At 64.9% G+C, this 20,544-nt stretch carries 18 protein-coding genes; 4 read left to right on the top strand and 14 right to left on the bottom strand.

Translation table 11 applies throughout. From position 1 onward, the window contains the following. From M9H71_RS19780 to M9H71_RS19765, 4 genes are all read right to left on the bottom strand, one after another. Positions 1-1,224: a bifunctional alpha/beta hydrolase/OsmC family protein gene (locus tag M9H71_RS19780; protein WP_455406633.1), complete on the bottom strand. Its 1,224-nt coding sequence runs from the start codon at positions 1,222-1,224 to the stop codon at positions 1-3. 78 nt (positions 1,225-1,302) lie between these two features. Next, entirely contained in the window at positions 1,303-2,502 is a 1,200-nt protein-coding gene (locus tag M9H71_RS19775; protein WP_455406632.1) for a cytochrome P450, read from the bottom strand. Between the two features lie 68 nt (positions 2,503-2,570). After that, entirely contained in the window at positions 2,571-2,798 is a 228-nt protein-coding gene (locus M9H71_RS19770; RefSeq protein WP_455406631.1) for a ferredoxin, read from the bottom strand. Between the two features lie 100 nt (positions 2,799-2,898). Beyond that, complete coding sequence (locus M9H71_RS19765; RefSeq protein ID WP_455406630.1) at positions 2,899-4,332, bottom strand: amidase; 1,434 nt, start codon at positions 4,330-4,332, stop codon at positions 2,899-2,901. A gap of 137 nt (positions 4,333-4,469) precedes the next feature. Between M9H71_RS19765 and M9H71_RS19760 the strand changes: the two genes are divergently transcribed. Next, positions 4,470-5,582, top strand: a complete 1,113-nt coding sequence (locus tag M9H71_RS19760; RefSeq protein WP_455406629.1) for an SbmA/BacA-like family transporter — start codon at positions 4,470-4,472, stop codon at positions 5,580-5,582. A gap of 15 nt (positions 5,583-5,597) precedes the next feature. Here the strand turns inward: M9H71_RS19760 and M9H71_RS19755 are convergent, their stop codons facing one another. The 6 genes from M9H71_RS19755 to M9H71_RS19730 form a co-directional block, all read right to left on the bottom strand. After that, complete coding sequence (locus M9H71_RS19755) at positions 5,598-6,974, bottom strand: GH1 family beta-glucosidase (RefSeq protein ID WP_455406628.1); 1,377 nt, start codon at positions 6,972-6,974, stop codon at positions 5,598-5,600. A 189-nt stretch (positions 6,975-7,163) separates the two neighbouring features. After that, a complete protein-coding gene (locus tag M9H71_RS19750) occupies positions 7,164-7,943 on the bottom strand; it encodes an SDR family oxidoreductase (protein WP_455406627.1) in 780 nt (259 codons plus the stop codon). A gap of 41 nt (positions 7,944-7,984) precedes the next feature. Then, complete coding sequence (locus tag M9H71_RS19745; RefSeq protein WP_455406626.1) at positions 7,985-9,469, bottom strand: ATP-binding cassette domain-containing protein; 1,485 nt, start codon at positions 9,467-9,469, stop codon at positions 7,985-7,987. Further along, positions 9,469-10,392 (bottom strand): branched-chain amino acid ABC transporter permease, encoded by a 924-nt coding sequence (locus tag M9H71_RS19740; protein ID WP_455406625.1) that lies wholly within the window; start codon positions 10,390-10,392, stop codon positions 9,469-9,471. The genes M9H71_RS19745 and M9H71_RS19740 overlap by 1 nt, the downstream gene beginning before the upstream one ends. A gap of 1 nt (position 10,393) precedes the next feature. Further along, a complete protein-coding gene (locus M9H71_RS19735; RefSeq protein WP_455406624.1) occupies positions 10,394-11,269 on the bottom strand; it encodes a branched-chain amino acid ABC transporter permease in 876 nt (291 codons plus the stop codon). A gap of 195 nt (positions 11,270-11,464) precedes the next feature. Beyond that, a complete protein-coding gene (locus M9H71_RS19730; RefSeq protein WP_455406623.1) occupies positions 11,465-12,715 on the bottom strand; it encodes an ABC transporter substrate-binding protein in 1,251 nt (416 codons plus the stop codon). A gap of 204 nt (positions 12,716-12,919) precedes the next feature. On the opposite strand from M9H71_RS19730, the gene M9H71_RS19725 reads away from it, so the two are divergent. After that, a complete protein-coding gene (locus M9H71_RS19725) occupies positions 12,920-13,999 on the top strand; it encodes a tartrate dehydrogenase (protein WP_455406622.1) in 1,080 nt (359 codons plus the stop codon). A gap of 30 nt (positions 14,000-14,029) precedes the next feature. Here the strand turns inward: M9H71_RS19725 and M9H71_RS19720 are convergent, their stop codons facing one another. From M9H71_RS19720 to M9H71_RS19705, 4 genes are all read right to left on the bottom strand, one after another. Further along, positions 14,030-14,875 (bottom strand): hypothetical protein, encoded by an 846-nt coding sequence (locus M9H71_RS19720; protein ID WP_455406621.1) that lies wholly within the window; start codon positions 14,873-14,875, stop codon positions 14,030-14,032. Between the two features lie 150 nt (positions 14,876-15,025). Beyond that, positions 15,026-15,940 carry an NAD(P)-dependent oxidoreductase gene (locus tag M9H71_RS19715; protein WP_455406620.1) on the bottom strand — a complete coding sequence of 305 codons (915 nt, stop codon included), beginning with the start codon at positions 15,938-15,940 and terminating at the stop codon, positions 15,026-15,028. Positions 15,941-15,977: 37 nt separating this feature from the next. Then, positions 15,978-17,228: an allantoate amidohydrolase gene (locus tag M9H71_RS19710; RefSeq protein WP_455406619.1), complete on the bottom strand. Its 1,251-nt coding sequence runs from the start codon at positions 17,226-17,228 to the stop codon at positions 15,978-15,980. Between the two features lie 70 nt (positions 17,229-17,298). Beyond that, positions 17,299-18,249, bottom strand: coding sequence for a LysR family transcriptional regulator (locus M9H71_RS19705; protein WP_455406618.1), 951 nt, complete (start codon positions 18,247-18,249; stop codon positions 17,299-17,301). 115 nt (positions 18,250-18,364) lie between these two features. Here M9H71_RS19705 and M9H71_RS19700 point away from each other — a divergent pair, with 115 nt between their 5' ends. Then, on the top strand, positions 18,365-19,183 hold the full coding sequence (locus M9H71_RS19700; protein WP_455406617.1) for a putative hydro-lyase: 819 nt from the start codon (positions 18,365-18,367) through the stop codon (positions 19,181-19,183). Between the two features lie 59 nt (positions 19,184-19,242). After that, a complete protein-coding gene (locus M9H71_RS19695; RefSeq protein WP_455406616.1) occupies positions 19,243-20,490 on the top strand; it encodes an ABC transporter substrate-binding protein in 1,248 nt (415 codons plus the stop codon). The last annotated feature ends 54 nt before the right edge of the window (positions 20,491-20,544 follow it).

The following is a 20,544-nucleotide window of genomic DNA, read 5'->3' as shown; positions in this document are numbered from 1 at the left end:
TCAATCGGCGCTGCGCGTGATGATGCTGACTTCCGAGGTGAGGGTGCGGTGCACCGGGCATTTGTCGGCGATCTCGATCAGCTTGGCGCGCTGCTCGGCCAACAGATCACCTTCCATGCCGATCACCCGCTCGATGCGGTCGAGCAGCCCGACCTTGGTTTCGCACTCGGCGCAATCCTCGGCGTGGATCTTGGCATGGCTCAGCGTCACCGTGACGCGATCGAGCGGCAGCGCCTTGCGTTCGGCATAGAGCCGCATCGTCATCGAGGTGCAGGCGCCGAGCGCGGAGAGCAGCAGGTCGTAGGGCCCCGGCCCGCTGTCGCGGCCGCCGACGCTGGCCGGCTCGTCGGCCAGCAGCCGATGCGGGCCGACGCTGATCTGCTGCTGGAACTTGCCGTCGCCGGTTTCCTGCACGGTGACGAGGCGCGGCACTTCGGGCACGCCGGCGGTCGGAGCCGGCGGCTCGGCGTCGATGTAGCGCTGCGCCCAGGCGGCGATCACCCCGGCGGCGTAGTTCGCATCACGGCGATCGCTCAGTAGATGGTCGGCGTGATCGAGCGAGACGAAGCTCTTCGGATGTTTGGCAGCGAGGAAGATCTTGGTAGCGTTGTCGATGCCGACGGTGTCGTCGGTCGGCGCGTGCAGGATCAGCAGCGCTTTGTGCAGCTTGCCGATCTCGGCCATCAGATTGTGTTCGGCGATGTCGTCGAGAAACGCGCGCTTGATCGTGAAGGGGCGGCCGGCGAGCTTGACCTCGACGCTGCCCTCGCTGCGGATTGTTTCGATATGCTCGGCGAACAGTCCGGCGACGTGCGACGGATCGGACGGCGCCGCAATGGTGGCGATCGCCTTTGCTTCAGGGATTTGTGCTGCGGCCGCCAGCACCGCAGCGCCGCCGAGGCTGTGGCCGATCAGCAGCGTCGGCGCGCGGTGGCGCTCGCGCAAGTGATCGGCGGCGCGAACCAGATCGGCGACGTTGGACGAGAACGTCGCATTGGCGAACTCGCCTTCGCTGGCGCCAAGCCCGGTGAAGTCGAACCGCAGCACCGCGATGCCGTGCGCCGCCAGCGCCGCCGAAATCCGCCGCGCCGCCAAGTTGTCCTTGCTGCAGGTGAAGCAATGCGCGAACAGCGCATAGGCGAGTGGCTGCGCATCCGGCAGATCGAGCGCCGCCGCGAGCTGATGCCCGCCGCTGCCTTCGAATTGGAAACGTTCGGTGGGCATCGGCTGGCCTCCTGATTCGGACATCATTTCGGGCTCGCGCCGCGCACGCCCGAAATGATGATTGTTGAAAGCGCCGGCTCAGCTCGGTTTGTCGAACAGCAGCGGCAGGCTGCGCGGGCCTCGCACCGTGCCCTCCGACCAGCGCACCTTGTGTGACGGATCGAGCCTAAACGAAGCAATCCGCTTCAGCCACTCTTCGATCGCAACCGTCATCTCCATCCGCGCCAGATTGGAACCGACGCAGCGATGGATGCCGAGGCCAAACGCGACGTGCGGATTTTCCTTGCGGTCGATCATCACTCGGTCGGCGTCGGGAAACACCGATGGATCGCGGTTGGCGGCCGGGAACGACAGCAGCACCATGTTGCCCGGCTTCACCGGACAGCCGGCGATCGCGGTCTCGCCCACGACCTCGCGTGCCATCGTCACCGGCGAATAGGCGCGCAGGAATTCCTCGATCGCGGTCGGCATCAGCTCCGGTTCGGCGAGCAGGCGTTCGCGGTCGGCCGGATGCGTGGCGAGGTGCCACAGCGCCGCGCCGATCGCGCTCCAGGTGGTGTCGATGCCGGCGATCAGCAGCAGCCGCAGCGAGCCGAGCACATGCGCGTCCGATAGCGGCTGGCCCTTGTCGTCGCGCGCGTTCATCAGCGTGCTGATCAGATCGTCGGTCGGCTTCTGCTTGCGATGCGCGATATGCCCCTGGAAATAGGTGCTCATCTCGAACACCGCCTTCATCAGGATGGCATCGTCGTTGATGCCGAGTTCGAGGATCTCATGAATCCAGCGGATGAAGATGTCGCTGTCGTCTTCCGGGATGCCGAGCATATGGCAGATGGTCTTCACCGGAATGTGCTTGGTATAGGCGGTGGCGGCATCGCAGCCGTCGTCCTCGATGAAGGCATCGATCAGTTCGTTGCAGATCGCGCGTACCCGCGGTTCGAGCTTGGCGACCGCATCGGGCGTGAACGGCGGCAGCAGCAGGCGTTTGGCCGGCTTGTGCTCGGGCGGATCGGAGGTGATCGGCGGCGCCGGCGGCGGCGATTCCGAGCGGACGTTGCGGACGATGACCCGCCGCGACGAGAAGTGCTCGGTGTCGTAGGAGATTTCCTTCACCGCCGCGAACGTGGTCGGCATGTAGCAGCCGAGAAAGCGGTCGGTGTGGACCAGCGGACTGGCCGCTCGCAGCTCGTCCCAGATTGGATAGGGGTTCTCGGTCCAGCGCGGATCGGTGTGGTCGAAGTCTCTGACCCAGTCGGTGACGGGTGCGCGTTCGCTCATGTCTGGCGTTTCCTCTGCGAAAGATCGTTGCGGTCTTAGCGCCGCTCGAACGTGAGAAGGCGGAGTGATCAAGCCTCGTCGATGACGATCGCGTTCTCCGGGCAGTTGGATTTGGCCAGCCATGCCTGGTCGATCAGCGCGGTGGGCACCGTGCCGTCGCCGATCTCGTGGGCATTTCCGTAGTCGTCGAGCTCGAACAATTCAGGAGCCAGCGCCTTGCAGCGCGCATGGCCCTGACATTTGTCTTGGTCGACGTGGATTTTCAGCGTCTCGGACGCTCTCAGATGATCGGACATTGGCGTTTCCCTATCGTCCGCCTTTGTCGGCGGATCTATCGATGTTGCAACACGCCGGAGAGTAGCACAGCGTGTTGCAACCGCCAGTCCCGCAAGGTGCCTACAGGCTGGCAGGCGCCGGGCGCGGATCGATCGGGGTCGTGCCCTTCAGGCCGAGGATATCCTCGAGCACCGCGGCGCCGGCGAGCAGGCCGGCTTCGTTGCGCGGCCGTGCCACCATCTGCAGGCCGACCGGCAGGCCGGTCGTGGTGAAGCCGCAAGGCAGCGACAGGGCAGGGCAGCACACCAGCGTGATCGCGTAGACGATGCCGAGCCATTCGACGTAGTTGTCGAAGGTATGACCGTTGCATTCGGCGAGATAGCGCTGCTCGACCGGGAACGGCGCGGTGATCGTCGCTGGGCACAGCAGCAGATCGTAGGTCCGGAAGAACTCGATGGTCCGCGCCGTCATCGCCACCCGCTGCGCTTCGGCCTTGGCCAGATCGTCGACGCTGAGCTTGAGGCCCTGTTCGATATTCCAGATCACTTCCGGTTTGAGCAGGTCGCGCTTGGTGCGCAGCAGATCGGCCTTGCTGATCGCGAAGTCGAACGCGCGCAGCGCCTGGAAGCACTCGTGCGCTTCGGACAGATCAGGCTGCGCCTGCTCCACGATCACGCCGGCCTCGGCGAAGCGCTCGGCTGCCTTGGCTGTGATCGCGGCGACCTCCGGATCGACCGGGGTGATGCCGAGATCGGGCGAATAGGCCACGCGCAGCGGCTTCTGCCGCGCCCGCGCGGCGGCGAGGAACGAGGTCGCAGGCGAGGGGATCGACAGCGGGTCGGCGGCGAATTCGCCGCTCATCGCGTCGAGCAGCAGCGCGACGTCCTCGACGTTGCGCGCCATCGGCCCGTTGACGCCGAGATTGCGGTCGATCTTCGCCACCGGCGTGTGCGCGACCCGGCCGAAGCTCGGGCGCAGGCCGACGATGCCGCAGAAGCTCGCCGGGTTACGCAGCGAGCCGCCCATGTCGGAGCCTTGGGCCAGCCATGCGGTGCCGGATGCGAGCGCCGCGGCGGCGCCGCCGGACGACCCGGCCGCCGAGCGCGACAGGTCCCACGGATTGCGCGTCGCCCCGAACACCTCGTTGAAGGTGTTGGCGCCGGCGCCGAATTCCGGGGTGTTGGATTTGGCGTAGACCACGGCGCCGTTGGCTTCGAGGTTCTCGACCATCAGGTCGGAGCGGGCCGGCACGACGTCCTTGAAGATCGGCGAGCCCTGCGTGGTGAGCACGCCGGCGACGGCGGTGAGATCCTTGATCGGCAGCGGCAGCCCTGCGAGCAGGCCGCGCTCGGCGGCCGGTTTCTTCATCAGCTCGGTGGCGTGGGCGCGGGCACGGTCGAAGCACAGCGTGGGGAGCGCGTTGACGGCGCCGTCGATCTCGGCGATCCGCTCCTCAAGCACGTCGAGCACCTCGAGCGGCGTGACCTCGCCGGACTTGAGCTTGCCCACCACTGCACAAGCGGTTTCCTTTACCAGCGCCTGATCTGCCGCCACCTGTAACTCCCCTGAGTTGATTGCGCCGGCGATATCACTGCATCACCGTTCTGCGCGTTGGACCGGATACCAAGACTAGACGCAATGGGTAGCCCCGAGCGCTTCACAACCCGCAGCTCTGGGCCTTATATCGCATCATGGGACTCTTCTCACATAACGACTCCAACGGCCACAACCTGACCGGGTTCTGGCTGCTGTCCCGCAAATTTTGGCTGAGCGGCAAGCCCCGGGTGACCGGCCTGATCGTGGTGCTGATCGGCGTGGTGCTGGCGCAGCTGCTGGTTCAGTTTTATCTCAATTTGTGGAATCGGCATTTCTTCGATGCTCTGGAGCGGCGGGACGGTGCCGCGTTGTGGACGCAGACCGGGATCTTCGTGATGCTCGCGGCCACCAGCGTCGTGGTCGCTGCGACCTCGGTGTGGGGCCGCATGACCGGGCAGCGCAAATGGCGCGAGTCGATGACATGTGAAATCCTGGCGCGCTGGTCGCGAAAGGACCACAACGTCCCAATCGATGGTACAGATCACGGTGCGGAGAATCCGGAATATCGTCTCGCCGAAGACGTCCGGATCGCCACCGACTCGCCGGTCGATCTGATCCTGGCGTTCCTGTCCTCGGTCCTGACGGCGCTGACCTTCTTCAGCGTGCTGTGGAGCGTCGGCGGCAGCATCAATCTCAGCGTGTTCGGCTATCGCGCCGAGATTCCCGGCTATCTGGTCGTCGGCGTGATCGGTTACTCGACGGTGATGACCGCGCTGATGTTGTGGTTCGGCCGGCGCATGACCAGCATCAGTGAACAGCGCAATCAGAACGAGGCCGAATTCCGCGCCGCAGCCGAGGTGATGCGGGGCGGGCGTCCCGCCAGCGAAGCCGACGAGACGGCGTGGATGGTCAAGCTGGCGGAGCGGCTGAAGGCGGTGCTGCGGTCGTGGCGCGATCTGTGCTGGCAGCTCGTCGATATGACGCTGGTGTCGCACAGCAACTTCCTGTTCGCGCCGGTCGCCGCGTATTTCCTGTGCTTCCCGAAATATCTCGCAGGCGCAATGACGCTCGGCGAGGTGACGCAGAGCGCGGCCGCCTTCGTTACCGTGCAGGGCGCGGTGAACTGGCTGGTCGACAATTATCAGCGTTTGGCGGATTGGCGCTCCTCCGCCAATCGCGTCGCGGCGCTGCTGGCCGCGATCGACCGGATGCCGGATCGGCTTCCGGCCGCTCCAACCGGAGCCTCGCGTGAACTGGCGCCGTCGTAAGCGCCGCTGACCGGCTCAGGCGGCACCGCCGCGGGCGTGACTGATCACCTCGGCGAACCATTTGAACGACGCCTTCGGAATCCGCCGCAGCGTTGCATAGTCGACGTAAGTGAGGCCGAAGCGGACGCCGTAACCGGATTCCCACTCGAAATTGTCGAGCAGCGACCACACCATGTAGCCGCGGACGTCGGCACCTTCGGCGATCGCCTGGTCGAGAGCGCTGATGTAGTCGCGCAGGAAAGCGATCCGGCCGGGATCGATCACGTCGCCGTTCGCGTCCGGTGTCTCGACGTTGCTGCCGTAGCCGTTCTCGGTGACGTAGACCGGTTTGCCGTAGCGGCGGCTGATCTCGATCAGCGTGTCGCGGAACGCTTCCGGCTCGATCGTCCAGTCGATCGGCGAGCGCGGAATGCCGGCGGGCTTCGGACCCCAGCCGAGGCCGACGATCGCGCTGGGATCGGAGTTGATATAGACGGGGCTGTAGTGGTTCAGCCCGAACCAGTCGAGCGGACGCTGAATGTGCGCCATGTCGCCGGGCAGAACATGCGGCTTGATGGCGTCCCGGATCAGGTCGGGATACTCGCCGAGATATTGCGGGTCGGCGAAGGCGCGGTTCCAATAGTCGCTGATCAGCTTGGCTTCGGCGACGTCCTCGGGCCTGTCGCTCGACGGGTAGACCGGCTGGTAGTTGGTGACGAGCCCGATCTTGGCGTCCGGCACGGTGTCGCGCAGCGCGTCGACCGCGGCACCGTGGGCGAGATTGACGTGGTGAATCCAGCGATGCAGCTTGTCGTCGGCGCTGCGGTCGCGCACGCCGAACGAGCGGCTGAACAGGCTGAAGATGCCGGGTTCGTTGAGGGTGGCGAAGCGCTTCACCCGGTTGCCGTAACGCTCGCCGATCACCCGCGCGTAGTCGGCGAACCAGCTCACGATGTCGCGGTTCAGCCAGCCGCCGCGCTCTTCCAGCGCCTGCGGCAGATCCCAGTGATACAGGCAGATCCATGGCTCGATCCCGGCGGCTTCGAGCGCGTCGATCAGGCGGTCGTAGAAGGCGAGGCCGGGTTCGTTGATCGGACCGATGCCTTGCGGAAAAATCCGCGGCCAGGCGATCGAGAACCGGTACGCCTGAATTCCGAGCACCTTCATCAGCGCGACGTCTTCCTGGTAGCGGTGGTAGTGATCGCAGGCGACGTCGCCGGTGTCGTTGTTGGCGACATAGCCGGCGCGGCAGTACACGTCCCAGATGCTCTGTCCGCGGCCGTCTTCGTTCGCCGCTCCCTCGATCTGGAAGCTGGCGGTCGAGACGCCCCAGACGAAATCCCGGCCGATGTGCGACAGCGTCGGCAGATCCGGCGCAGGCTCGGTGGAAGACGGGGGGAGGGACGACACCATGGCGGGATCTCCGATTGCAGGTGTCATTTGATACGCTCCGGCCCATAAGGCCGGGCTTGCGCTGAATCAAACAGCGACGTTGTGCCGCCCGCGCGGCCGCAGCACGATCGTCGCAGCGGCAAGCAGGATGCGGTGAGCCGGCACATCGTCATGGCAGGGTTGCGGCCGGCGCGACGCCGGCCTCGCTCGTCAGCTCGGCCAGCCGCCGCTCAAGCCGCCGTCGACCGTGAAGATCGCGCCGGTGGTGTAGCCGGAGCGATCGGAAGCAAGATAAGCCATCATGTCTGCAATCTCGCGCGGCTGCGCTGGGCGGCCGAGCGGGAGGTGTTTCTGAAGCTCCAGGTAGCGGTTTTCGTCTCCGAGTTCGGCCTTGGCGCGGCCCTTCATGCGGCCGAGATAGCGGTCGGTGCCGACCGGCCCCGGATTGATGCCGACGACGCGGATGTTGTCGGCGAGGCTTCTGCCGCCGAGCGCACGGGTGAATGCCATCAGCGCCGCATTGCCGGCGGAGCCGCAAATATATCCGGCGTCGAGCCGTTCGCCGGCCGCGCCGATGTCGTTGATGACGACGCCGCCGCCGCGCGCTTTCATCTGCGCGTAGATCAGCCGGGTCAGGTCGATGAAGCCGTACACTTTCAGATCCCAGGCGTGACGCCAGGCGGCGTCGTCGATCGCATCGATCGTGCCGCGCGGAATGTCGCCGGCGTTATTGACCAGGATGTCGATGTCGGTTGCCTGGGCTGCCAGTTGCGTCAGATCGTCCTTGTTGCGCAGGTCGGTGACATGCAACGCGACGTCGACACCGTGAAGCTCGCGCAGCCGTGCGCCGAGTGACTCGAGCGCATCCTTGTTGCGGGCCGCGAGCCGCAGATGGCAGCCCTCCTCGGCGAAGGCTTCAGCGGCGGCGGCGCCGATGCCTTTCGACGCGCCGGTGATGAGGACGCGCTTGCCGCGCAGATGCAGGTCCATCTAGTGCCCTTTGCTGATGTCCGGTCGGCCTGAGACCGGCGCTACAAATAGCCTTCTCCGGCCTCGGCGGCAAAGCGCGCCGGATCGCCTTCCCACACGATCCGGGCGTGTTCGAGCACATAGACACGGTCCGCGTGCGGCAGCGCAAAGGTGACGTTCTGCTCGCCGAGCAGCATCGTGATCGATGAGGTCTGACGCAGCTTTTCCAGCGCCTTGGACAACTGCTCCAGGATCACCGGCGCCAATCCGAGCGTCGGCTCGTCCAGGATCAGGATCTTCGGCTGCATCATCAGGGCGCGGCCGATCGCCAGCATCTGCTGCTCGCCGCCGGAGAGAGTCTGTGCGAGCTGGCTTTGGCGCTCGCGCAGGATCGGAAACAGTTCGAACAGCCATTCGATCTGCTTGTCGCGGACGTCGTCGGAGAGATGATAGCCGCCGAGGTCGAGATTCTCGCGCACCGTCATCTCGCCGAACAGTTCGCGCGACTCCGGACATTGCACGATGCCGTCGCGGGCGATCCTCGCCGCCGAGCTGCCGCGCAGCTCTTGACCGCCGCGCTTGATCGCACCGGTGTAGGGGAGAAGGCCGGAGATGGCGTTGAACAGCGTGGTTTTGCCGGCGCCGTTCAGCCCGACCACCGAGACGAACTCGCCCTCGTGGACGTGAATCGATACCTTTTCCAGCGCCTGCGCCTTGCCATAGAACACGTCGAGATTTTCGACCTGCAGCAGCGGCACCGCGTCGCGGAAGCTGGTCTCTGGCCGCGCCGAAGTTTCGATCGTGCCGCCGAGATACACTCGCCGCACCGTTTCGTTCTTCATCACCTCGCTGGCGGCGCCGGTGCAGATCTCTTCGCCGAGATACATCGCCAGCACGCGATCGACCAACGCCGCGACGCTCTTGACGTTGTGGTCCACCAACAGCACCGCGCGTCCCTCGTCGCGGAAGCCGGAGATCAGTTCGGAGAACGCGCCGACTTCGGCCAACGTCAGCCCGGCGAACGGCTCGTCGACCAGCACCACCTTGGGATCCCGCGCGATCGCCTTTGCAAGTTCCAGGCGGCGCAGATCGGCGAATGGCAGCGTCGGCGGCTTCCGCCGCATCACCGCACCGAGGCCGACCCGCTCGGCGATTGCCTCGGCGCGTTCGATCAGCGCGCGATCGTGAAACAGCGCCAGCAGGCTGTCGGGCAGCAGCGCCACCATGATGTTTTCGAGCACGGTCTGCCGGTTCAGCGGCCGTGAATGCTGGAACACCATGCCGAAGCCCTGACGGGCGATCTTGTGGGCCGGGAGGCCGGCGACGTTCTGGCCTTGGAAAATGATTTCGCCCGCGGTCGGGCGCTCGATTCCCATGATCGATTTCATCGCCGTGGACTTGCCGGAGCCGTTCGGGCCGATCAGCCCGAAGATTTCGCCGGCGCGCAGATCGAACGACAGGTTCTTCACCGCGGTGAGGCCGCCGAACCGTTTGGTCAGGCCGCGGACTTCGAGCGTCGGAGCAAAGTTGCCGGAGACTGCGTCCATCACGTCCGAGCCTCGCGCGACATGGCCGCTCCGAGGAAGCCGCCGGGGAAGAACAGCACAACGATCAGCGCGACCGCCGAGACGATGAAGGTGGCGAGTTCGCCCGTCGGGCGCAGGAATTCGCCGGCGACGATCAGGAACACCGCGCCGAGCGCCGCGCCGATCACGGTGCGCCGCCCGCCGAGCACGGCGGCGACGATGACGTTCACCCCGACCGCGACATCCACCACCGTGCCGACCGATGCGGTGCCGAAGTAGAACACCAAGAGCGCGCCGGACAGGCCGGAGAAAAACGCGCTGACGACGAAGGCGAACAGTTTGTGTTTGACGATGTTGAAGCCGAGTGCGCCGGCCTGCACCGGATCCTGACCCGAGGCCTGCAGCACCAGGCCGATCGGAGATTGCGATAGCCCGTACAGGATCGCGCCGCTCACGGTCATGAAGCCGAGCGCGAGCCAGTAATTGGCTCCGGCGTTGATGGTGATGACGTCGGGAATGGTGAGGCCGATCTCGCCGCCGGTGAGATCCGCGAACACCACGATGAAGTTCTGCAGCATCAGCACCGCCACCAGCGTGGTGAGACCGAAATATGGTCCCCGCACCCGCAGCGCCGGCAACGCGAGAATGAAGCCTGCGACCACCGCGGCCATCGCGCCGATGAAGATGCAGATATACGGCGATACGCCGTAAAGGTTGTTGATGATGCCCGCGGTGTAGGCGCCGGTGCCGATCAGGAAGGTCGGGCCGAAATTGACCTCGCCGGCGAAGCCGAACAAAAGGTCCCAGGACATCGCGAACACGCCGAAATAGAACGCCACCGTCAACAGCCCGAGGATGTAGCCGGAGACGTAGAGCGGCAGTGTCGCGGCGACCGCGACGACGAGAAGCGCGATCCAGAACAGTCGTGACGTGAACAGACCCATCTCAACGCCTCCCGAGCAGGCCCTGAGGCCGCAGATACATCACTGTCACCAGCAGCAGCAGCGCCGGGATGGTTCGATACGCGGGTGAAATCATGTAGGCGGTGATGGTCTCGAGATAGCCGACCACGAAGGCGGCGATCAGCGAACCGGACACGCTGCCGAGCCCGCCGAGCACCACGATCGAGAACGCACTCGCGGTCAGCGGTCCGACGCTGTAGGACGACACGCCGAGGAACATCCCGAGAAGCACCCCGGCGATGCCGGCGAGCACGCCGTAGATGATCCAGACGACGACGTAGATGTTGGTCAGCTCGAGCCCGAGCAGGGTGACGCCGCGCGGATTCATCGAAGCCGCCAGCACCGCCTTGCCGATCTTGGTGCGGTTGACCAGCAGCCACAGCAGGGCGATCACCAGACAGCACACCAGCGCGGTGAAGATCTGGTTGCGCGGGGTGCGCACGCCGAGGATCTCGACGACGCCGGTGACGATCGGCAACACCGTCTTGGCGTTGTTGGTGAAGAAATAGGCGATCGCCTCCTGGATCATGATGCCCCACAACAGGGTGCCGGTGAGGACGAAGATCTCTTTCTCCTCGTTGGCGATCCGCCGCGAGCGCTGGATCGGCTGCACCACCACGAAGTAAGTGAGCAGGGCAATCACCAGCGCGGTGCCGATGCCGATCAGAGCGCCGGCGTAGCTGCCGATGCCGAACGTGCTCGACGCCGCCCAGGCTGCGACCGCAGCGGCCACCATGATGGCGCCGTGCGACAGGTTGAGCACGCCGGAGACGCCGAAGATCAACGTGAACCCGGTGGCGCCGAGCGCATACAAGGCGCTGATGGCGAAACCGTCGATCAGGATTTGCAGGGCGAGCATGCGGGACTTTCAGTTGGCCAAATCCGGGACGTCATTCCGGGAGCGCGCCGCCGGCGCGCGGCCCCGGAATCCCGAGCTGTTCTGAGATTCCGGGTTCGCGGGCGTCGCCCGCGCCCAGGAATGATGATGTGGAGAAGCTTGCAGCCGGACGAAAAATGCTCCCGGCGTTTCCGTCCGGGAGCATTAGGCTCATCGTCAGTTCGCGGCGGCCTTGATGAAGGCCGGGAACTTGATCTTGGCTTTGGCCACTTCGGGCGGCCACACCGCGACCTGCTTGCCGTCCTGCCACTGCAGCATCAGGCCGGTGAGCAGGCCCTTGCCGTATTTCAGGCCGTGGGTGAACGGATCGTCCTTGCCGTAGAACTGGACGCGCCCAATCGTTCCCTCGTAGTCGGTCTTTTCCAGCGCTTCGACCAGCTTGTCGCCGTCGGTGGAACCGGCGCGCTTCACCGCCTCGGCGATGTAATAGACCTCGTCATAGGCGGTGTAGCCGGCATAGGACGGGTAGTTGCCGTACTTCTTCTTGAAATTCTCGGCGAACGGCACAGACTTCGGCGTGACCGCGACGCCCGGTCCGGACACGCCCTGATACAGCACGCCGTCCGAGGCGTTGTTGGTGTCCTTGCCGAAGGTCTCGTTGGTGGCCTGAGACGAGATGCCGAACATCGGAATCGGCACCTGCTGGTTCTTCCACTGCACCGTCGGCTGCACGCCGACATGCGAGACGCCGGTGATGATCACGTCCGGCTTCGATCCCTCGATCTTGTTGAAGATCGGCGTGAAATCGGTGGTGTCGGGCGAGAACCGGATGTGATCGAGCACCTTCAGCCCGATCTTCGGAAGGCACTCCTGATAGCCGACGTCGAGCGGCTTGGTCCAGGCGGCGTCCTCGCTCATGATCACCGCGCTCTTCATGTGGCGGGCGTCGACCAGCAGATCCTTGGCGGCATCGCACACCGACTGGGCGAGCTCGCCGGAGGTCAGATAGCCGTGGAAGGTGTATTTGTTCTTTTCGTAATCCTTGTGGATCGCCTTGGTGATCTCGTTGGATGCCGCGCCGGGCGTGACGAACGGTGTTTTCAGCCGCGATGCCCAGGGCATCAGCGCCAGCACCACTTCCGAGATGTAGCTGGCAATCACCGCATTCACCTTGTCCTCGTTCACCGCGCGCTGAAACGCGCGGACGGAATCAGCCGACGAGGAGTGATTGTCGTAGCTGACGATCTCGATCTTGCGGCCGTCGATGCCACCTTTGGCGTTGATTTCATCAGCGGCAAGCTGGGCCGCCTGCGGAATAGAGGCGCCGGCGATGGCCTGCGCTTCGGCGATCACGCCGATCTTGATCGGATCGGCGGCGAGGGCGGACGAGACGCCGAAGCCGAGCGCGGTCGCGGCGACCACAGCACGCACCGACCACGAACGGACATTCGAGGGAGCTGAAGACATGGCGTTTCCTCTTTATTGTCTTTGTTGGCGGCGCGTTGGCCGGCGGCTTGTTGATCAGCCGTGAAAAGTGTAACGCGCATTTTGTCGCAGGCAAGCGCAATACCTGGGCAATACGCGATTCCGCTATGTGCAGCGCAGCGTTGAACGCTGGCGTACTTTGGGCCAGATGGAAGCGCGCGACGCGCGAGACAAAGGGGAACCGACTTGAGTGAGAGCAAAGACCAATATCGCATCGCGGTGATCGCAGGCGACGGCATCGGCAAGGAAGTCATGCCGGAAGGACTTCGGGTGTTGGAGGCGGCCGCCAGGAAGCATCGCGTCAAGCTGAAGTTCGATCATTTCGACTTCGCCAGCTACGATTACTACGAAAAGCACGGCCAGATGATGCCGGACGACTGGAAGGAGAAGATCGGCGGCCACGACGCGATCTTCTTCGGCGCGGTCGGCTGGCCGCAGAAGATCCCGGATCACATCTCGCTGTGGGGATCGCTGATCAAGTTTCGGCGCGAATTCGATCAGTACGTCAATCTGCGCCCGGTCCGGCTGATGCCCGGCGTGCCGTCGCCGCTCGCGGGACGCAAGCCGGGCGACATCGATTTCTGGGTGGTGCGCGAGAATACCGAGGGCGAGTATTCGTCGGTCGGCGGACGGATGTTCCCGGACACCGAGCGTGAGTTCGTTACCCAGCAGACGGTGATGACGCGGACCGGGGTCGATCGGATTCTCAAATTCGCGTTCGAGCTGGCGCAGTCACGGCCGAAGCGGCATCTCACCTCGGCGACAAAATCGAACGGCATCTCGATCACCATGCCGTATTGGGACGAACGCGTCGAAGCGATGGCGAAGTCCTATCCCGAAGTGAAGTGGGACAAGTACCACATCGACATCCTCACGGCGCATTTCGTGCTGCATCCTGACTGGTTCGACGTCGTCGTCGGTTCCAATTTGTTCGGTGACATTTTGTCCGATCTCGGCCCGGCCTGCACTGGCACGATCGGGATCGCCCCGTCCGGCAACATCAATCCGGACGGCGATTTCCCGAGCGTGTTCGAACCTGTGCACGGCTCGGCGCCGGACATCGCCGGCCAGGGCATCGCCAATCCGATCGGAATGATCTGGTCGGGCGCGATGATGCTCGAGCATCTCGGCGAGAAGCAGGCTGCGGACTCGATCGTGAAGGCGATCGAGCGGACGCTCGGCGAGCGCACGCTCCGCACCCGCGATCTCGGCGGTCAAGCCGACACGGCGGCCTGCGGCAAGGGTGTTGCCGAGATGGTCGAGTAGGCGGCCCGCCGCTGTTCGGTTGCGCTGGTGTCAGCGGTTCGGCGACGAGCCCGCTGCATCGGCGCGGACCACCAGGGTCATCGGCTTGCGCACGCGACGCCGTTGCCGAAGCTGTGGCGGCTGGCGTAACGGGCGGCGCGGCTTCAGCGCGATGGCGTAGCCGGGCTTCCGGCTCGGCAGCGTCGGGAGCGGGCGGGCCGTGATACGGCCCGCTTTGCGCTGGGTGCGCTTGCCGGCTGCCTTGCCGTGGGTGCCGCGTGCGGCGGGGCGGCGGTTCTGCAACGGTCGCGGCTTGGTGACGATGCGTGGCCGTGGCGGCACGATGCGGACGACCGGCTGCAGAAGCAAAGGACGTGGCTCGGCAATCGGCTGAACCGATACAGGCGCTGGCGGTTCGGTCGCCGAGCTTCGAGGTGCCTCGCTCGCTGGCTCTACTGACAGGTCCCGCGCGGTGCGCGCCGCGACGTCGGCGCCGGCATCGTGAATCCGCACGCCGCGTGGCGGCGGATCGGTGCGGTCGCGATAAATGCCGAAGGCGACATAGGCGGCCACCAGCACAGCGACCAGCAGGGTGATCGGCGCGCCGACGACCAGCGTGCCGGCCATCACGATCATCGCGGTGGCTGCAGCCTTCAACAGCTTGTCGCTGTCGTCGAACAGCCGCTCCAGCCACAGCCAGTTGCTGCGCGTCCAGATCGGCGGATCGATCCGGAAGGCGAAGCGGGCGCGGGCCCCGGCGAAGCCGATCTCGCGCGCCGACAACAAGTACCAGGTGACGAAGAACGCCAGCAGGAAGGCGATTGTGCCGGCCAGACCGGCGGCCGAGCCGATAATGATCACCAGTGCCAGGGCGAAGACCGCGTACCAATCCTTCATGGGAATGTCTCCATGCGATTCGCAAACTATCGCATGGGCGCAGTTCGATCGTTGTTGATGCGGATCACGCCGGGTCGACGGCCGAACGATGATGGCCGTCGATATTCAGTGGTTGTGGTAGCTGATTGCCGATTTTGAACGGATGATCGATCAGCCGCCGGTCGCAATCCGCCGGCAATGGGCCCGGGCGGCAGCGATCAGGTTGTCGCTCGCTTCGGGGGTACGGAACGCCGAATGCGCCGACAGCGTCACGTTGGGCAGGGAAATCAACGGATGGTCACAGGGAAGCGGCTCGATGTCGAACACGTCGAGGGCCGCATGGCGCAGATGGCCGGAGCGCAGCGCGTCGATCATCGCGGCCTCATCGACGAGGGCACCGCGCGCGGTGTTGACCAGGATCGCTCCCGGCCGCATCGCCGCGATCCGCTGCCGCGACAGGAAGCCGCGAGTTTCGTCGTTGAGCAACAGATGCATCGAGACGACGTGGCTGTCGCGCAGCAGCGTGTCGAGATCGACGAACCGCACGCCGTCCACCTGCTTGGCCGAGCGGTTCCAGGAGATCACGTTCATTCCCGAGCCGTGCGCGATCCGAGCGACTTCGGCGCCGATGCCGCCGAAGCCGATCAGGCCGAGCGTCTTGCCGGTGAGCTGCATCCCATCTTCACGCAGCCAAAGGCCGTGCCGCATCTCGCGGTCCATCACTGCGAGATTACGCGCCGCCGCCCACATCAGCGCGATGGTCGCTTCCGCCACCGCGGTGTCGCCATAGCCCCGGATCAGATGCACCTCGATGCCGAGTTCGGCCAGCTCCTCGATATTCATGTAGCTGCGGGCGCCGGTGCCGAGAAACACGACGTGCCTTAGCCCGGCGCACTGCCGCGCGATGCTGGTCGGCAGATAGGTGTGGTCGATCAGCGCAATCGAGGCGTCGGCCAGTACGTCGGGCAATTGTTCCGGCGTCACGTCGGGATCGCAGTGGATCCGCACTGGCGGGTCGCCCGGCGCCGCAAGCCTCTCCATCAGCTCGGCGAGCGTATCGCTGGCGTCGACGAACACCGCATGCATCGTGATCTCTCCAGAAATTGGCGCCGGTCGTCAGCGATTACTTGGCGACGCCCGCCAGCGACAGCACGGTGTGCAGCAGCACGTTGGCGCCGGCAGCGCAGTCGGGCTGGGTCGCGTCTTCCAGCTCGTTGTGGCTGATGCCGTCTTTGCACGGTACGAAGATCATCGCGGTCGGAATCTTGGTGTTCAGATTGCAGGCGTCGTGACCGGCGCCGGAGGTGATGTGGCGGTTGGCATAGCCGAGTGCGTTGGCTGCGGCCTCGACCGCTCCGACCAGTTTCTGATCGAAATGCGTCGGCTCCTTGCGCCAGACCAGATCGAGCGCAACCTCGACCTTGCGGCGCGGTGCGATCTCGGCCACCGCGGCGCGCAGCCGCTGGTCGAGCTGTTCAAGGATCGCGGCATCGGCGCTGCGCATGTCGATGTTGAAGGCGATCTCGCCGGGGATGACGTTGCGCGACGGCGAGGCGATCACCGCTTCGCCGACAGTGCCGACCGCATTGGGGCCGAGTTCGGTGGCGATCTTCTCGACCGCCAGCACGATCTCCGACAGCGTCGCCAGCGCATCGCGGCGCAGATGCATCGGGGTCGATCCGGCGTGGCTTTCGAAGCCGGTGATCTTGCCATCGTACCACAGCACGCCCTGACCGTGATCGACCACGCCGATGGTCTTGCCTTCGGCTTCCAGGATCGGTCCCTGTTCGATGTGCAGCTCGATGAAGCCGGTGAACGGCTGAGTGCCGATCGCCTTGTCGCCGCGATAACCGATGCCGTCGAGCGCTTCGGCGACGCTGACGCCGGTAGCGTCCTTGCGCGACAGCACGTCGTCGACGGTGAAGTCGCCGACGAACGCAGCCGAACCCATCATCGCCGGGGCGAAGCGTGAGCCTTCTTCATTGGTCCAGTTGGTGATGCACAGCGGCAGCTCGGTCTCGATGCCGGCGTCGTTCAGGGTGCGGATCACTTCGAGCGCGGCCAGGGTGCCGAGAATGCCGTCGAACTTGCCGCCGGTCGGTTGTGTGTCGAGGTGCGAACCGAGGCCGATCGGCGGCTTGGTCATGTCACGGCCCTTGCGCAGCGCGAACATGTTGCCGAGCGTATCGACGCTGACGTCGAGGCCAGCGCTCTCGCACGCGGCGCGAAACCAGTCGCGAACCTGCTTGTCCTCGGCCGAGAGCGTCAGCCGCCTGACACCGCCCTTCGGCGTGCCGCCGAACTGCGCGGTGGTGTAGATGGTGTCCCACAGCCGCGAGGAATCGATTTGCAGGTTCGAGGCAGTCTTGGTCATAGGCACTCCGGGAAGTCAGCGCGGGCGGCGCGAGGCGGGGCTAAAGTGTGACAAAGCGGCCGGACGCGCGTCAACCGATCGCCGGCTCAACGACGTGAGCAATATCGCGGAGCTGCATTGCGGGATCGGGCATGAAGCCGCCGGTGTGCGCGATCTCGGCAGCGAGCTCAGCGACGCGCTCGATCGCCACCGTGTCGGGCGAGGCGAGCCAACTCGCGGAAAACCGCAGCGGTGAGATCTTCAGATTAGTCTGCAGCAGGTGCAGCCGCCCTTCGGCGAGTTCGTTTTCGACGATCGCGGTCGGGATCACCGCGATGCCGAGCCCCTCGATCGCCATGTGGATCACCGTGCCGAGCGAGGCCGACGCGTGCAGGCGGATCGGCGGCAGCTCCGGCTTGTTGAACAGCGAGCGCACGATCTCGTAAGGCTGCGTCTTGCGCGGGAAGGTGATGATCGGGAATTTCGCCAGATCGGCGACGGTCAGCGGATCGTGGCCGAGTCCGAGCGTGGGGCTGGCGAGAAAGCCGATCGGGTACTCGCACAGAACGCGGCTGCGCACCGTCGACGCCGTCATCGGCCCGAGCAGGAACGCCAGCTCGATCTCCTGTGCCAGCAGCCGCGCGCGCAGGTTCGGCGTGATGTCGACCTCGATCTCCAGCGACAGATTGGGATAGGCGCGGTTCACCTGTTCGATCAGGCGCGGCAGCCAAGTGTGCACGATGGTTTCGGCGACGCCGAGCCGCAGCACGCCCCGCATGCTCGACTGATCGCTGACCGCGGCCATCATTTCGGTGCGCAGCCGAACGAGCTTCTCGGCATACAGCATCAATTGCCGGCCGCTCGGAGTCGGCGAGGCGACGCGGTGATCGCGCTGCAGCAGTCGCACCCCCAGCTCCCGCTCGAGCTGGGCGATGCGTTGCGAGATCGCCGGCTGCGTGGTGTTGAGCTTGTGCGCGGCGCCGCGGAAGCTGCCCAGCGTCACGACCCAGATGAATGTTTCGAGCGCTTTGAAGTCCACCATCGGTCGACTCCTTCGGTCGATAAGTCGATCTTATTGTTTCCGATCAGAAACAAAGATTAGACATTATATTAGGCTTCGGCTCCACTGCTGTCGAGAGACTAGGCAGGGCGAGTGAATGACTGTTTTTGCGGCAGAGCAACAGTTCCACGACGCTGACGCGTCAGTTCCTTCCCACCAGGCGCGGCTCGCGTATCGCGCCGGGCTCGCCGAATCCACCGCCGGAGTGGCGCCGGGCTGCGTCCAGGGCAATCTGGTGATCCTGCCGGAAAAAGACGCCGCGGCGTTCCACCGGTTCTGTCAGCTCAATCCCAAGCCGTGTCCGATCATCGGAATGTCCGACATCGGCAATCCGATGATGCCGTCGGTCGGCGTCGATCTCGATATTCGCACCGACGTGCCACGCTACGTGGTCTGGCGCGACGGCGAGGCGGTCGATGAGCCGACGGATATCATCGCGTACTGGCGCGACGACCTGGTCGCCTTCGTGCTCGGCTGCTCGTTCTCGTTCGAGGAGGCGCTGCTCGCCGAAGAGATTCCGATCCGGCACATCGAGCGGCAGGTGCGTGTGCCGATGTATCGTACCAACATCCCGTGTGCGCCGGCCGGGCCGTTCGCCGGGCCGATGGTGGTGTCGATGCGGCCGATGAAGCCGAAGGATGCGATCCGCGCCATCCAGATTACCTCGCGCTTTCCTTCCGTTCACGGCGCGCCGGTGCATATCGGCCTGCCGCAGTCGATCGGCATCGCCGATATCGCGAGGCCCGACTACGGCGACCCGGTGCCGGTCGAGGCCGACGAATTGCCGGTGTTCTGGGCTTGCGGCGTCACTCCCCAGGCGGTCATCGCTGCCGCCAGGGTGCCGTTCGCTATTACTCACGCGCCCGGATTGATGCTTGTCACCGACCTGAAGAACAAGCACCTTGCTGTGCTGTAGAGGCCAAACCGAACCTTCGACCGCTCCACTCCCAAATATTGGTAGCAAAGGAAGACGTCATGAAGATCAATCGACGTAACCTCGTCCTCGGTGGCGCGGCGAGCGCCGCACTTCTGCCGTTCGCAACCGCACGGGCCGAGACCAAGGAAGTCGTCATCGGTGTGATCTATCCGTTGTCGGGCTCAAGCGCCCAGATCGGCGTGGACGCCCAGAAGGCGTTTCAGACCGCGGCGGATATCATCAACAACAAGTACGATTTCGACCTGCCGCTGGCGCGCAGCGAGGGGCTGCCTGGCCTCGGCGGCGCCAAGGTACGGCTGGTGTTCGCCGACCATCAGGCGGACCCGCAGAAGGGTCGCGCCGAAGCCGAGCGCCTGATCACCCAGGAGAAGGTGTCCGCTATCGTCGGCACCTATCAGAGCTCGGTGGCGGTGACGGTCAGCCAGGTCTGCGAGCGCTATCAGATCCCGTTCCTGTCCGCCGACAACTCCTCGCCGAGCCTGCATCGCCGCGGCCTCAAGTTCTATTTCCGCGCGGCACCGCACGACGAAATGTTCTCCAAGGCGATGTTCGACTTCTTCGATGCCGAGAAGAAGAAGGGCCAGAAGATCGAGACCCTGGCGCTGTTCCACGAGGACACCATCTTCGGCACGGACTCCTCCAACGCCCAGCTCGCGCTCGCCAAGGAGCGTGGTTACAAGGTGGTCGCCGACATCAAGTACCGCGCGAACTCGCCCTCGCTCACCGCCGAGGTGCAGCAGCTCAAGGCCGCCGATGCCGACGTGCTGATGCCGTCGAGCTACACCACCGACGGCATCCTGCTGATCCGGACCATGGGCGAACTCGGCTACAAGGCCAAGAACATCGTCGCACAGGACGCCGGCTTCTCCGAGAAGGCGCTGTACGACGCGGTGGGCGACAAGATCCCTGGCGTGATCTCGCGCGGATCGTTCTCGCTCGACCTCGCCAAGAAGCGGCCGATGGTCGGCAAGATCAACGACATGTACAAGGAGAAGTCCGGCAAGGACTTCAACGACTACTCGTCGCGGCAATTCATGGGCCTGATCGTGATGGCCGATGCCATCAACCGCGCCAAGTCGACCGATGGCGAGAAGATCCGCGAAGCGCTGGTCGCCACCGACATGCCGGGCGATCAGACCATCATGCCGTGGAAGCGCGTCAAGTTCGACGAGAACGGCCAGAACCAGGACGCCGATCCGGTTCTGCTGCAATACGTCGACGGCAAGTTCGTCACCATCTTTCCCGAGCAGGCCGCGGTCGCCGACGCGATCTGGCCGATGCCGTAAGTAACCTCTCAATTCGTCATGGCCGGGCTTGATGTTCAGCCCGGAGACATGACC

It is taken from the genome of Rhodopseudomonas parapalustris (assembly GCF_053772255.1).
This window is presented reverse-complemented; position numbering and strand designations above follow the sequence as displayed.